General features: G+C 68.2%; 14 protein-coding genes. 7 read left to right on the top strand and 7 right to left on the bottom strand.

Annotated features, from left to right (window positions below):
• The first annotated feature begins 103 nt into the window (after window positions 1-103).
• From D5301_RS04125 to D5301_RS04110, 4 genes are all read left to right on the top strand, one after another.
• Window positions 104-1,252 (top strand): efflux RND transporter periplasmic adaptor subunit, encoded by a 1,149-nt coding sequence (locus tag D5301_RS04125; protein WP_153854905.1) that lies wholly within the window; start codon window positions 104-106, stop codon window positions 1,250-1,252.
• A gap of 36 nt (window positions 1,253-1,288) precedes the next feature.
• Window positions 1,289-4,438, top strand: coding sequence for a multidrug efflux RND transporter permease subunit (locus D5301_RS04120; RefSeq protein WP_153854904.1), 3,150 nt, complete (start codon window positions 1,289-1,291; stop codon window positions 4,436-4,438).
• Complete coding sequence (locus tag D5301_RS04115) at window positions 4,419-4,811, top strand: nuclear transport factor 2 family protein (RefSeq protein ID WP_153854903.1); 393 nt, start codon at window positions 4,419-4,421, stop codon at window positions 4,809-4,811. The genes D5301_RS04120 and D5301_RS04115 overlap by 20 nt, the downstream gene beginning before the upstream one ends.
• Before the next feature lie 83 nt (window positions 4,812-4,894).
• Window positions 4,895-5,596, top strand: coding sequence for an MliC family protein (locus tag D5301_RS04110; RefSeq protein ID WP_153854902.1), 702 nt, complete (start codon window positions 4,895-4,897; stop codon window positions 5,594-5,596).
• Window positions 5,597-5,760: 164 nt separating this feature from the next.
• Here D5301_RS04110 and yeiP read toward each other — a convergent pair whose 3' ends face one another.
• From yeiP to D5301_RS04085, 5 genes are all read right to left on the bottom strand, one after another.
• Window positions 5,761-6,327 (bottom strand): elongation factor P-like protein YeiP, encoded by a 567-nt coding sequence (gene yeiP, locus D5301_RS04105; RefSeq protein WP_005409468.1) that lies wholly within the window; start codon window positions 6,325-6,327, stop codon window positions 5,761-5,763.
• Between the two features lie 48 nt (window positions 6,328-6,375).
• Window positions 6,376-7,146: an SDR family NAD(P)-dependent oxidoreductase gene (locus D5301_RS04100; RefSeq protein WP_049400131.1), complete on the bottom strand. Its 771-nt coding sequence runs from the start codon at window positions 7,144-7,146 to the stop codon at window positions 6,376-6,378.
• A gap of 100 nt (window positions 7,147-7,246) precedes the next feature.
• Complete coding sequence (locus D5301_RS04095) at window positions 7,247-8,143, bottom strand: hydroxymethylglutaryl-CoA lyase (RefSeq protein WP_008268685.1); 897 nt, start codon at window positions 8,141-8,143, stop codon at window positions 7,247-7,249.
• Window positions 8,140-8,541 (bottom strand): VOC family protein, encoded by a 402-nt coding sequence (locus D5301_RS04090; RefSeq protein ID WP_153854901.1) that lies wholly within the window; start codon window positions 8,539-8,541, stop codon window positions 8,140-8,142. The genes D5301_RS04095 and D5301_RS04090 overlap by 4 nt, the downstream gene beginning before the upstream one ends.
• Before the next feature lie 2 nt (window positions 8,542-8,543).
• A complete protein-coding gene (locus D5301_RS04085) occupies window positions 8,544-9,332 on the bottom strand; it encodes an enoyl-CoA hydratase/isomerase family protein (RefSeq protein WP_110712159.1) in 789 nt (262 codons plus the stop codon).
• Between the two features lie 119 nt (window positions 9,333-9,451).
• On the opposite strand from D5301_RS04085, the gene D5301_RS04080 reads away from it, so the two are divergent.
• The 3 genes from D5301_RS04080 to D5301_RS04070 are packed head-to-tail and all read left to right on the top strand — an operon-like array spanning window position 9,452 to window position 11,813.
• A complete protein-coding gene (locus tag D5301_RS04080) occupies window positions 9,452-9,706 on the top strand; it encodes a FeoA family protein (protein WP_005409473.1) in 255 nt (84 codons plus the stop codon).
• Window positions 9,703-11,568: a ferrous iron transport protein B gene (feoB, locus tag D5301_RS04075; protein ID WP_153854900.1), complete on the top strand. Its 1,866-nt coding sequence runs from the start codon at window positions 9,703-9,705 to the stop codon at window positions 11,566-11,568. The genes D5301_RS04080 and feoB overlap by 4 nt, the downstream gene beginning before the upstream one ends.
• A complete protein-coding gene (locus D5301_RS04070; RefSeq protein ID WP_153854899.1) occupies window positions 11,568-11,813 on the top strand; it encodes a DUF6587 family protein in 246 nt (81 codons plus the stop codon). The genes feoB and D5301_RS04070 overlap by 1 nt, the downstream gene beginning before the upstream one ends.
• 107 nt (window positions 11,814-11,920) lie before the next feature.
• Here the strand turns inward: D5301_RS04070 and D5301_RS04065 are convergent, their stop codons facing one another.
• Both D5301_RS04065 and D5301_RS04060 read right to left on the bottom strand, forming a co-directional pair.
• Window positions 11,921-12,382: a DUF4304 domain-containing protein gene (locus D5301_RS04065; RefSeq protein WP_153854898.1), complete on the bottom strand. Its 462-nt coding sequence runs from the start codon at window positions 12,380-12,382 to the stop codon at window positions 11,921-11,923.
• 184 nt (window positions 12,383-12,566) lie between these two features.
• Window positions 12,567-13,148 (bottom strand): NAD(P)H-dependent oxidoreductase, encoded by a 582-nt coding sequence (locus D5301_RS04060; RefSeq protein ID WP_324187259.1) that lies wholly within the window; start codon window positions 13,146-13,148, stop codon window positions 12,567-12,569.
• Between the last annotated feature and the right edge of the window lie 20 nt (window positions 13,149-13,168).

The following is a 13,168-nucleotide window of genomic DNA, read 5'->3' as shown; positions in this document are numbered from 1 at the left end:
CCTCCATCGTATCTCCACAGTTCCTCCATCGAAACCCCATCATCGCCACGCACACTGGGTTCTTCAGAACCTTTCAGCCGCCTGCGCGGCATTGTGCATAGCAATGAGAACCTTCAGGACTCCGGTCGCGTTGATCGCGGCCCTCGCCTTGGCCATGACGGCCTGCTCCACCCCCGAAGCCGCGCCGGAAGCCGCACCCCGCGTCAGCGTGGTCGCCGTCGGCCCACAGGTGGTGCAGCGTGACGACGAACTGCCTGGGCGCGTGGCCGCCGTGCGCACCGCGCAGATCCGAGCGCAGGTGGGGGGCATCGTGCAGCGCCGCCTGTTCGAACAGGGCGCCGAAGTGGCCGCCGGCCAGCCTCTTTTCCAGATCGATCCGGCGGCATTCCGCGCCGATGTCGATTCGGCGTTGGCCGCGCTGCAGCGCAGTGAAGCGGCGCTGGGCCGCAGTCGCGTGCAGTCGCAGCGCCTGCACGCCCTGGCTGCCGCGCAGGCGGTCAGCCAGCAGCATCGCGACGACGCCAGTGCCGAGTACGAGCAGGCGCGCGCGGCGGTGAATGAAGCGCGCGCGATCCTGTCCCGTCGCCAGCTCGACCTGCGCTATGCGACGGTCAGCGCACCGATTGCCGGCCGTATCGATCAGGCATTGGTCACCGAAGGTGCGCTGGTGGGCGTGGCCGATGCCGAGCCGATGGCGGTGGTGCAGCAGATCGACCAGGTCTACGTGGACGTGCGCCAGCCGGCGGCGCAGCTGGAGTCGCTGCAGCGCAGTGCCGCCGGTGGTGGTGAGCTGCCGGTGACGATCATCGGTGCCGCCGGCAAGCCGCTGCCCGAGCGCGGCCAGCTGCTGTTCTCCGGCATCAATGTCGATGCACGCACCGGCGATGTGATCCTGCGCATCCTGGTCGACAACCCGCAGCGCCAGCTGTTGCCCGGCATGTACGTGCGCGCGAAGGTGCCACGCGGTGCCCCGGCCAGTGCACTGACCGTGCCGCAGCAGGCCGTGCTGCGCAGTGCTGGCGGCCAGGCCTACGCCTGGGTGATCGGCGCCGACGGCAAGGCGGTGATCCGCACGCTGGAGGTGGACGGCAGCGTTGATCGCCAGTGGCTGGTGCGTACCGGCCTGAAGGCGGGCGAGAAGGTGGTGGTCGAGGGCCAGGAGCGCCTGCAGGAAGGCGTGGTGGTCGATGCGCGCGACTGGCAGAGGCCGGTCGCCAGCGCCGGTGCGATGCAGGCCGGCAGCAAGGGCTGAGCCTTTCCCGGGCCGGTCCCTCCAGGGAAATCCAACATGGCACGTTTCTTCATCGATCGCCCGGTGTTCGCCTGGGTGCTGGCGATCTTCATCATCCTGGCCGGCGTGTTGGCGATTCCGCGGCTCGCCGTGGAGCGCTATCCGGCGGTTGCGCCGCCGAGCGTCAGCATCTATGCCAGCTACCCGGGTGCCAGCCCGCAGACGCTGAACGATGCGGTGGTCGGCCTGATCGAGCGCGAGCTGTCCAGCGTCAAGCACCTGTTGTACTTCGAATCGTCGGTGGACACCTCCGGTGAAGCCTCGATCACCGCCACATTCAAGCCCGGTACCAACCCCGAGCTGGCGCAGGTGGACGTGCAGAACCGGATCAAGGCGATCGAGCCGCGCCTGCCGCGCAGCGTGCGCCAGAACGGCCTGTTCGTGGAGGCCGCCGATTCCGGCTTCCTGATGCTGGTCGGCCTGCGTTCGCCGGACGCCAGCGTCAGCGAGGCCGCGCTGGGCGATTTCATGGCGCGCAACATCATCGAAGAGCTGCGCCGCATCGATGGCGTCGGCCGCGTGCAGCTGTTCGGTGCCGAGCAGGCGATGCGCGTGTGGCTGGACCCGACCCGGTTGACCGGCTACGGCCTGACCATGGGGGATGTGGCCACCGCCATCGAGCAGCAGAACCTGGAGATCTCGCCGGGACGCATTGGTGATTCGCCGGGTGTTCCAGGCCAGCGCATCACCGTGCCGCTCAGCGCCGAGGGCCAGTTGTCCACGCCGGAACAGTTCGCCGCCATCGTGCTGCGTGCCGGGGCCGACGGTTCACGGGTGGTGCTGGGCGATGTCGCCCGCGTTGAACTGGGCGCGCAGAGCTATGCCTGGGGTACCCGCGAGGACGGCCATCCGGCCACCGCCGCCGGCGTGCAGCTGCGCCCGGGCGCGAATGCGGTGCGCACCGCGTCGGCGGTGCGTGAGCGCATGGCCGAACTGGCGCCACTGTTGCCGCGCGGCGTGGAATCGAGCATTCCGTTCGACACCGCACCGTTCGTCAAGATCTCGATCCAGAAGGTGGTACAGACGCTGCTTGAGGCGATGCTGCTGGTGTTCGCGGTGATGTACCTGTTCCTGCAGAACTGGCGCTACACGCTGATTCCGGCGCTGGTCGCACCGATCGCGCTGCTCGGCACCTTCGCGGTGATGCTGGCGCTGGGTTTCTCGATCAACGTGCTGACCATGTTCGGCATGGTGCTGGCGATCGGCATCATCGTCGACGACGCGATCGTGGTGGTCGAGGGCGTGGAACGGATCATGGCCGAGGAGGGCCTGCCGCCGCGCGAGGCGACCATCAAGGCGATGCGCGAGCTGACCGGTGCGGTGATCGGCATCACCCTGGTGCTGACCGCTGTGTTCATTCCGATGGCCTTGGCCAGCGGCTCGGTGGGCGCGATCTACCGCCAGTTCACCGTGGCGATGGCAGTGTCGATCCTGTTCTCGGCGCTGCTGGCATTGAGTCTGACGCCGGCGCTGTGCGCGACCCTGCTGCGCCCGAACACCCATGGCCACCATGGTCGGGGCGGTCTGTTCGGCGCCTTCAATCGTGGCTTCGAGGCGATGACCGGGCGCTACCAGCGTGGCGTGGCCTCCGTGCTGCAGCGAAGCGGGCGGGTGATGGGCGTGTTCGCCGCACTGGTAGTGGCGCTGCTGCTGGGCCTGCACTGGCTGCCGGGCGCATTCCTGCCCGAAGAGGACCAGGGCTATTTCATGACCTCGATCCAGCTGCCGGCCGAAGCCACCGCCGAGCGCACGCTGGCCGTGGTCGAAGCCTACGAACGGCATGTGGCCTCGCGCCCAGGCATCGGCTCCAATCAGTCGATCCTTGGCTACAGCTTCTCTGGCTCCGGCCCGAGCGCGGCGCTGACCTACACCATGCTCAAGGATTGGGGCGAGCGCGCAGGCGCCACCGCGGCCGGCGAGGTGGAGGCCGCGCAGAAGGCGATGTCCACGATTGCCGAGGGCGAGGTGATGAGCGTGATGCCGCCGGCGATCGACAGCCTGGGCCGTTCGTCCGGGTTCTCGCTCGCCCTGCAGGCGCGCACCGGGCAGAGCCAGGCCGAGCTGCGCGCGGCCCTGCAGCAGCTGCTGAAGCTGGCCGAGGCCAGCCCGCTGCTGTCCGAGGTGCATGCCGATGGCCTGCCTGCAGGCACCAGCGTGCGGCTGGACATCGACCGGGCCAAGGCCGAGGCGATGGGCGTGGGCTTCGAACACATCAGCAGCACGCTGTCGGCGGCGATGGGCTCGCAGTACGTCAATGACTTCCCCAACAAGGGCCGGTTGCAGCAGGTGATCCTGCAGGCCGACGCGCCGCACCGCATGGAACTGGAGGACGTGCTGAAGCTGTACGTGCGCAACAGCGAGGGCGGCATGGTGGCGCTGTCCGAACTGGTGACCCCGCACTGGACCGAGGCGCCGCTGCAGCTGCAGCGCTACCTCGGCTTCCCGGCGCTGAACCTGTCCGGCGCCCCGGCCTCCGGCGTGTCGACCGGCCAGGCCATGGCGGAGATGGAGCGGCTGGCCGAAAAACTGCCGTCCGGCTTCGCCCTGCAGTGGACCAGCCAGTCGCTGCAGGAGCGTGAGTCGGGCGCGCAGGCGCCGTGGCTGCTGCTGTTGTCGATGCTGGTGGTGTTCCTGGTGCTGGCGGCGCTGTACGAGAGCTGGTCGATTCCGCTGGCGGTGATGCTGGTGGTGCCGTTGGGCCTGCTCGGCGCGGTCGCCGCCGTGTTGTTGCGCGGCATGCCCAACGACGTGTTCTTCAAGGTCGGCATGATCACCGTGATCGGGCTGTCGGCGAAGAACGCGATCCTCATCGTCGAGTTCGCGCGGCAGCTGCAGCAGCAGGGGCGCGGCCTGGTTGAAGCAGCGCTGGAGGCGGCGCGGCTGCGCCTGCGGCCGATCGTGATGACCTCGCTGGCGTTCGCGCTGGGCGTGGTGCCGCTGATGCTGGCGCAGGGCGCGTCGAAGGAAACCCAGCAGGCGATCGGAACCGGCGTGTTCGGCGGCATGGTCAGTGCGACCGTGCTGGCGGTGTTCTTCGTGCCGGTCTTCTATGTAGTGGTGCAGGGCGCGCGGCAGTGGATCGCGCAGCGCCTGCGCAGGCGCCGGCCGATGCCGGAAGGATCCGTGGATGGAACGGGATATCGTTGAAGACCTGCATGAGCGGCAGCTGGCAGTGCTGGAACAGCGCCTGCGACAGGCATTGCTGGATGACGACCGCGATGCGCTGACCGCGCTGGTATCGCCGGCCTTGTTCATGATGGACGGGCAGGGCGGGCGCATGCTCGATCTGCCCTGGCTGGGCGACTGGCTGGCCGGGAACCTGCGGGTGCGAAGCCTGCAATCGTATGCGGTGGAAACGCTGCTGTGCGGACGGCTGGCGCTGCTGTCCAGCGATGTGCGGTTGGCGGTGTGCCGGCACGGCCGGGAGAGCGAATTGAAACTGCGCCTGCTGCGGGTCTGGACCTGCAGTTCCGGCGACAGCGGCGCGCAGCTGCTGTCCATGGCGGTACTGGCTGCATGAGTGCGGTCAGGCCGCTTTCAGGCCCCGCTCACCGGCAGGTGGTAGGGTCGAGCCTCTCTGTAGTGTCGACAAGGAGTCGAGCCATGCGTGTAGTTCCCAGTCTGTTGGCAGCCTCCCTCGGGTTGGTGCTGGCCGCGTGCCAGCCGGCCCAGCCGCCCGCCGCGAGCGGCAGTGACGCCGCGCCGCCGGCCGCGCCCGAACCGGTTGCCAGCACCGGCGCGGGTACCGGCAGCGACACCACGTACCAGTGTGGTGATCTGAGCGTGCGCGCGACCTTCAATGGCGAGGATGCGGCGACGGTAGTGATCGGCGACCGTACCTTCGCCATGACCTCCGAGCGTGCGGCGTCGGGTGCCAAGTACGGCGATGGCAAGGGCAACAGCTTCTGGACCAAGGGCAGCGATGACGGCCTGTTGAGCCTGAAGGGCGAAGCCGATCGCGAGTGCCATGCGGTCGAAGCCACCGAAGGCGATGGCAGTGCCGGCAATGCCGCGTTCCGTGCCACCGGCAACGAGCCGGGGTGGCTTGCGGTCGTTGATGGCGACACGCCGGGCCTGCAGGTGGAAGTCGACTATGGCGAGCGCCGCTTCGATGTGGCCAAACCCACCGAAGGCGCTGACGGCTGGAGTGGCAAGGCGTCCGACGGTACCGACGTCAAGCTCAGCTTCCAGCGCACCACCTGCCAGGATGACATGAGTGGCGAGGCATTCGATGCCAAGGTGAACCTGACCATCGGCACCCGCCAGTACCACGGTTGTGGCAACTTCGGCGCGAAGCAGCCGTAAGCTCTCTGTAGAGCCGAGCCCACGCTCGGCTGCTGTGTGCATTGGACAGGCACTGCAGCCGAGCGTGGGCTCGGCTCTACACAACCGCTGTCGCCGATGATCCGTCCGCTGCCTGCGGCGAACACGCCGCAAGCAGGGACGGGCAGGCGATCAGCGCGAGGCGCTTAGTCGGCACGGCCAGCGAATTCGCCGGTGGCGGTGTTCACCAGCACGCGTTCGCCGTTGACGATGTACTCCGGCACCATAATCTCGATGCCGGTGTTGAGCTTGGCCGGCTTCGGGCGCTTGGTAGCGGTGCCGCCCTTCAGTTCCGGCGGCGTCTCGATCACTTCCAGCACCACCGAGGCCGGCAGCTGGATCGCCACCGGCTGCTCGTCGATCACCTGCACGTAGATGCCGGTCAGGCCATCGGTGATGTAGCCGGCGTCGTCGCCGATCACGTCCGCGTCCAGGGTGTAGGGGGTGTAGTCCTCGTCATCGAGGAACACGAAGGCATCGCCGTCCTTGTACGAATAGGTGGACTGGCGGCGCAGCAGTTCGACCTCGACCAGGTTGTCGTCGGCATCGAAGCTGGCGTCGAGCTTGTTGCCGCCCGGCACGCTGTACATGATGAAGCGGAAGCGGACGTTGCCGCCGCGACCCTGCGGCGAGCTGCGCTCGATGTCGCGGATCTGGTACACGCCGTTGTTGTACTCGACGACGTTGCCCTTCTTGATGTCGTTGGCTTTCATGGTGATCTAGGTCGTTGGGGGAGGGCGCCGTCCCGGCGCCCGGGGGAATCACTTCGGAGCGAGGCGGGTAGCGCCGTCCAGGCGGATGGTCTCGCCATTGAGGTAGGTGTTGCCGAGGATGAAGCCGACCAGGCTGGCGAAGTCTTCCGGCTTGCCCAGGCGCGACGGGAACGGAATCGAGGCGGCCAGCGACTGCTGCACGGCCTCGGGCATGCCGTCCACCATCGGCGTCCAGAACACGCCTGGAGCAATCGTATTGACGCGGATGCCGAAGCGCGACAGTTCGCGCGCCATCGGCAGCGTCATCGACACCACGCCGCCCTTGCTGGCGGCATACGCGGCCTGGCCAATCTGGCCTTCATAGGCGGCGATGCTGGCGGTGTTGATGATCACGCCGCGCTCGCCGTCGGTGCCGGCCTCGTTGTGCTGCATGCGGTTGGCCGCCGCCTTTGCAACGTTGAAGCTGCCGACCAGGTTGACCATCACCGTGCCCTGGAAGCCGGCCAGCGGCATCGGGCCTTCCTTGCCCAGCACGCGGCCGGCGCCGAGGATGCCGGCGCAGTTCATCGCCACGTTCAGGCCGCCGAGGAAATCGTGGGCCTGGTCGATGGCTGCCGAGACGGCCGCTTCATCACTGACGTTGACGTTGAAATAGCGGGCCTTGTCGGCACCCAGATCGGCAACGGCGGAGGCGCCCTTGTCGTCGTTGAGGTCGAACAGGGCCACCTTGCCGCCCTGGGCGACGAGGTGCTGGGCCACGGCCAGGCCGAGGCCGGAGACGCCGCCAGTGATCACGGCACGTACGGAAGACAGCTGCATTGCACGGTCCTGCAGGTTCGAGAACCGCCGATTCTAACGGAAGCCGCGACCGCCGCTGTTGTGCACTGCGCCGCCGCTGCAGGGCGGCGCAGTGCAGCCGTCAGCCGGCGGCGGCCAGCGCCTGGCCGGTGCGGCTGGCGGTGGCGCGTCCGAGCAGGCCGGCCAGCCAGCGGCCGGTTTCGGCCAGTGCCGGCAGGTCCACGCCGCTGTCCAGGCCCAGGCCCTGCAGCAGGTAGACCACATCCTCGCTGGCGACATTGCCGCTGGCGCCCTTGGCATACGGGCAGCCACCGGCGCCAGACACCGCGCTGTCGACCACGCGCACGCCTTCTTCCAGGCAGGTGGCGATGTTGGCGATGGCCTGGCCATAGGTGTCGTGGAAGTGCACGGCCAGTGCGGCCATCGGAATCTCGGCGGCGACCGCCTGCAGCATTGCCCGGGCCTTGCGCGGGGTGCCGACGCCGATGGTGTCGCCCAGCGAGATTTCGTAACAGCCCATCTGGTGCAGGGCACGCGCCACCCGCACCACGTCGGCCAGTGGCACCTCGCCCTGGTAAGGGCAGCCGAGCACGGTGGACACGTAACCGCGCACGCGCACGCCATCGGCGGCGGCGCGGCGCAGGATCGGCTCGAACCGGGCCAGCGATTCGTCGATGCCGGCATTGGTGTTGGTGCGGTTGAACGCCTCCGAGGCGGCGGTGAACACCGCCACTTCCTCCACGCCCACCGCACGGGCGCGGTCGTAGCCCTGTTCGTTCGGCACCAGCACCGGGTAGTGGATGCCGGGCCGACGCTGGATGCCGGCATAGACCTCGGCGGCGTCGGCCAGCTGCGGGATCCACTTCGGGCTGACGAAGCTGGTCGCCTCGATGCTGCGCAGGCCGGTGGCCGACAGGCGGTTGATCAGTTCGATCTTGTCGGCGGTGGACACCGACTGCTTTTCGTTCTGCAGACCGTCACGCGGGCCGACCTCGACGATGCGGACATAGTCGCTCATGCGGCCACCTCGTCGGCAGGGCGGTGGCAGACCGCCTCGATGTTGTTGCCGTCCGGGTCGAGCACGAAGGCGCCGTAGTAATCCGGGTGGTACCACGGGCGCAGGCCCGGCGCGCCGTTGTCGCGGCCGCCGGCGGCGAGGGCAGCGGCATGGAAGGCGTCCACCTGGGTGCGGCTGGCGCAGGCGAAGGCCACGTGCACGCCCTGGCTGGCGGTGCCGGCATTGCCGAGCCAGAAGAACGGCTTGCCTTCGCTGCCGAAGCCGACGTGGTCATGGGCGCCGGTCTGCTCGGCGCTGACTTCCATCACCACGCCGATCTGCAACGGCGCCAGCGCCTGCAGGAAGAAGGCCTTGCTGCGCGCCAGGTCGGCGCTGGTCAAACCAAGATGATCGAGCATGTTCAGGCTTCCGTGACCCAGTGGGGCGCGCGCTTGTCGAGGAAGGCGCCCAGGCCTTCCTGGCCCTCGGCGGACACCCGCAGGCGCGCGATCAAGGCGGCATTATCGCGATCCAGGGCGTCGCGGTCATGGCTGTCGCGGACCTGCCGTACCAGCTGCTTGGCGGTGGACGAGGCGATCGGGCCGGCCTTGTCGAGCAGGGCCAGTTGGCGCTCCAGTGCTTCATCCAGGCGTTCCGGCTCGACCAGCTGATGGACCAGGCCGATGCGCAGCGCTGTCTCGGCGTCGAAATGCTCGCCGGTAGCGAACCAGCGCCGCGCCTGGCGCGGGCCGATGGCCTCGATCACGTAGGGCGAGATCACCGCCGGCAGCAGGCCCAGGCGACTTTCGGTCAGGCCGAAGCGCGCCGAGCTGCTGGCGATGGCGATGTCGCAGCAGGCGACCAGGCCGACGCCGCCACCGAAGGCCGCGCCATGGACCCGGGCCAGGGTCGGTTTGGGCAGCTCGTCCAGGGTGCGCATCAGCCGCGCCAGGGCCAGCGAGTCCTCGCGGTTGTCGGCCTCGCTGGCGGCGGCCATGCCGCGCATCCACTGCATGTCGGCGCCGGCCGAGAAGGAGGCGCCGTGGCCGGCGACCACCACGGCGCGGACCGAATCATCGCGGCCGGCGGCTTCCAGTGCGGCGGTCAGCCGGGCGATCAGGCTGGCGTCAAAGGCGTTGTGCAGCTCCGGCCGGTTCAGCCAGAGGGTGAGGACGGCGCCACGGCGCTCGATCTGCAAAGCATCGTTCATGGGATTCCAGGGTCACTCCATACCTGTATGGATCATAGCGGGCCATTGGTCATGGGCCATGACGCGACGCGGGAATGTTAGAATCGAGAACCATTTACATCCAGCAGAGAACACGCTAGATGACGCTGTCCGAACTGCCGCTGCACACCTCGGCCGTGGTCGAGTCCGTGCAGGACCTGCATGCCAACGATGCCATTGCCCGTCGCCTGCGCGAGCTGGGTTTCGTGAAGGGCGAGGAAGTGCGCCTGGTGGCCAAGGGCCCGGTGGGCGGCGAGCCGCTGCTGGTGCAGGTCGGGTTCACCCGGTTCGCGCTGCGGATCAGTGAAGCCAAGCGCGTCGTGGTCGACGCCGCCAGCCAGGAACGACGCGCATGACCGCTACCACCGCCACCGCCCCCCTGCGCATCGCGCTGGTCGGTAACCCCAACAGCGGCAAGACCGCGCTGTTCAACCAGCTGACCGGCAGCCGCCAGAAGGTCGCCAACTACACCGGCGTCACCGTCGAGCGCAAGGAAGGCCGCCTGCGCGCGCCGTCCGGCCGTGAATTCGCCGTGCTTGACCTGCCGGGCGCCTACAGCCTGCAGCCGGCCAGCCTGGACGAGGCGATCACCCGTGACCTGTGCCGGGGCTTCTACCCGGGCGAGGCCGCACCGGACGTGCTGCTGTGCGTGATCGACGCCACCAACCTGCGCCTGCACCTGCGTTTCGCGCTGGAACTGCGCGAGCTGGGCAAGCCGATGGTGGTGGCCCTGAACATGGTCGATGCGGCCCAGCGCCGCGGCATCCAGGTGGATGTGGCCGCGCTGGAGCGCGAACTGGGCGTGCCGGTGGTTGAAACCGTGGCGGTGCGCAAGCAGGGCGCCAAGGCCCTGGTCGAGCGCCTCGACGCCATGGTGCCGCACCTGGATGCGCCGGTACCGGGCCCGGAGGGTGGCATCGATTACCACGCCAAGGTGCGCCAGATCCTGTCGGTCGCCGTGCGGATGCCGGCGCGGACCGCTAAGGTCGACGACGCGCTGGACCGCTGGCTGCTGCACCCGGTGTTCGGCCTGATCAGCCTGGCGGTGGTGATGTTCCTGATCTTCCAGGCGGTGTACGCCTGGGCGACGCCGCTGATGGACGCCATCGAGGCTGGTTTCGCCTGGCTCGGCGCCTTCGTCGGCAGCGTGCTGCCGGAAGGCCCGCTGGCCAGCCTGCTGACCGACGGCATCATCGCCGGTGTGGGTGGCGTGGTGGTGTTCCTGCCGCAGATCCTGATCCTGTTCTTCTTCATCCTGGTGCTGGAAGAGTCCGGCTACCTGCCGCGAGCAGCATTCCTGCTCGACCGCATGATGGCGGCCGCCGGTCTGTCCGGTCGTTCGTTCATCCCGCTGCTGTCCAGCTTCGCCTGCGCGGTGCCGGGCATCATGTCCACGCGCAGCATCCAGGACCCGCGTGACCGCCTGGCCACGATCCTGGTCGCGCCGCTGATGACCTGTTCGGCGCGGCTGCCGGTATATGCGCTGCTGATCGGCGCGTTCATTCCGCAGAAGACGGTGTGGGGCGTGTTCAACCAGCAGGGCCTGGTGCTGTTCGGCCTGTACGCGGCGGGCATTCTCAGTGCGCTGGCGATGTCGTGGATCATGAAGAAGTGGCGTCGCGACAAGAGCGAGCACCCGCTGATGCTGGAGCTGCCGTCGTACCGCCTGCCGCACGTGCGCGACCTGGCGGTGGGCCTGTACGAGCGCGGCATGATCTTCCTCAAGCGCGTTGGCGGCATCATCCTGGCGCTGACCATCCTGCTGTGGGTGCTGCTGTCGTTCCCGGCGGCACCGGCTGGCGCCACGATGCCGGCGATCGACTACAGCTTCGCCGGCCAGATCGGTCATGCGATGGCGGTGTTCTTCGCGCCGCTGGGCTTCAACTGGCAGATCTGCATTGCACTGATTCCGGGCCTGGCTGCGCGCGAAGTGGCGGTTTCCTCGCTGGCGACCGTGTACGCGCTGTCGGCGGCCGATGACGATGCCGCCAGCCAGGCGCTGACTCCGCTGATCAGCGACGGCTGGTCGCTGGCCACCGCGCTGTCGCTGCTGGTCTGGTACATCTACGCCCCGATGTGCATCTCGACGCTGGCCACCATCAAGCGCGAGACCAATTCGTGGAAGACGATGGCCTTCTCGGCGTTCTACCTGTTTGCTGCGGCTTACGTGGCTGCGCTGATCACCTACCAGGTGACCAAGGCGCTGGGAGGCGGCTGATGGACCGTGGACTGCTGCTGCAGTACCTGATCATCGCGGTGGCCGTGCTGGTCAGTGCCTGGGTGGTGCTGAAGAAGCAGTTCCCGGGCACCGTGCGCACGCTGCGCGGGGCACTGGCGCTGGCCCTGTTGAAGCCGGGCCGCGCTGCCTGGCTGCAGGCGCTGGGGCGGAAGATCGCACCGCCAGCGAGCGGAAGCGGTGGTTCCTGTGGCGGTTGCGACAGCTGCGGGCCGACCAAGAAGTAGCATCGAGCCATGCTCGACTGCGGCCGCCCGGTGGGTGCCAACCTTCGCCCTGTGGGTGCGAACCTTTGCCCTGTGGGTGCGAACCTTGGTTCGCACGCTCCCCGGGTTCAGACCTCTCTGCGGATGAGCGCGCGGAAGTTCCCGTCCTGATTCAATCGCCGCACCGACTCGCGGTTTCCATGGGTTGCCGCGAAGCCCGCCACGTCGGCAAGGGCACCGAGCAGCAGGCATTTCATCCCATCGCGATTGCCGGCCTCCAGCAGATCATCCAGATCCTGCTGGATGAAGGCCCGGCGCAGGCCCGGCGTCTCTTCGATCCGCCAGTCGACATGGGGCGTGGGAATGCTGGAGCGGTACCTGAACGCGGTTTCAAGGTCGTCAGGCGCAAGGGGATACGCGAGCAGTTCTGGAAAGTAGAGCCCGGCATTCACATAGAAGCCCCGGCTTTCGCTGGCGCGTTGGTGATTGACGACAAGCAGGGCGGCATCCAGCAAGCGGTAGCGGGTCGTCGACGTGCCGGCAAAGCCGGTCTTCCTGGCGCACTTGCTGAAGACAGTCGAGGATTTCATGGGCTTTGCCTGGGCCGGAAGAGGGGTCCACAGCCTTGAGGCGCAGTGCCTGGCGGTCAATTGGCAAACGCGACACTCGCAACGAGTACCCCCCAGGTGGGAGTGAACCTTCCAGGTGGGGGGCAAACCTTCCAGCCAGGTGGGTGCGAACCTTGGTTCGCACGCTTTGCCCATGGCCGCGGATCTACCCGGCCCGTGAACCCAGCTCTGCTGCCAGCGCCAGCCACTTGCTGCGTTGTGCTGGGGTACTGCTGCGCACCGCACCGAGACGGCTGATCCGCACCGGGCGGATGCCGCAGAATTCCAGGAGGGGCGCGCGGATCTGGGTGATGCCCGGGTCGCGGTAGATCCAGCGGTAGTACCAGGGCGGCGTATCCAGCGTGGTGATCACCCGCGCGCTGCGCCCGGCCAGCAGCCGGTCCCACCACACCGAATCGCGCCGGTAGCGGAACGCGTACCCCGGCAGCAGCACGCGATCGAAGAAGCCCTTCAGCAGCGCCGGCATCGCGCCCCACCAGGTCGGGTAGACCAGCACCAGATGGTCGCAGGCCTCGATCGCATCCGCTGCGACCTGCAGGTCGGCTTCCAGCGGCTGGATCTGGCGGTAGCCATGCCGCAGCACCGGATCGAACTCGAGTTCACCCAATGCGATCAGGCGCACCCGGTGGCCGGCATTCTCGGCGGCGGTGGCGTAGCGCTGGGCGAGGGCGCCGCACAGGCTGTCGCGGTCGGGATGGCCGAGCAGGATCAGGATGGAACGGGACACGGCAACCTCGGGCAATGGAA

The sequence above is a fragment of the Stenotrophomonas sp. MH181796 genome (genome assembly GCF_009659995.1).
Classification (GTDB): Bacteria; Pseudomonadota; Gammaproteobacteria; order Xanthomonadales; family Xanthomonadaceae; genus Stenotrophomonas; species Stenotrophomonas riyadhensis.
This window is presented reverse-complemented; position numbering and strand designations above follow the sequence as displayed.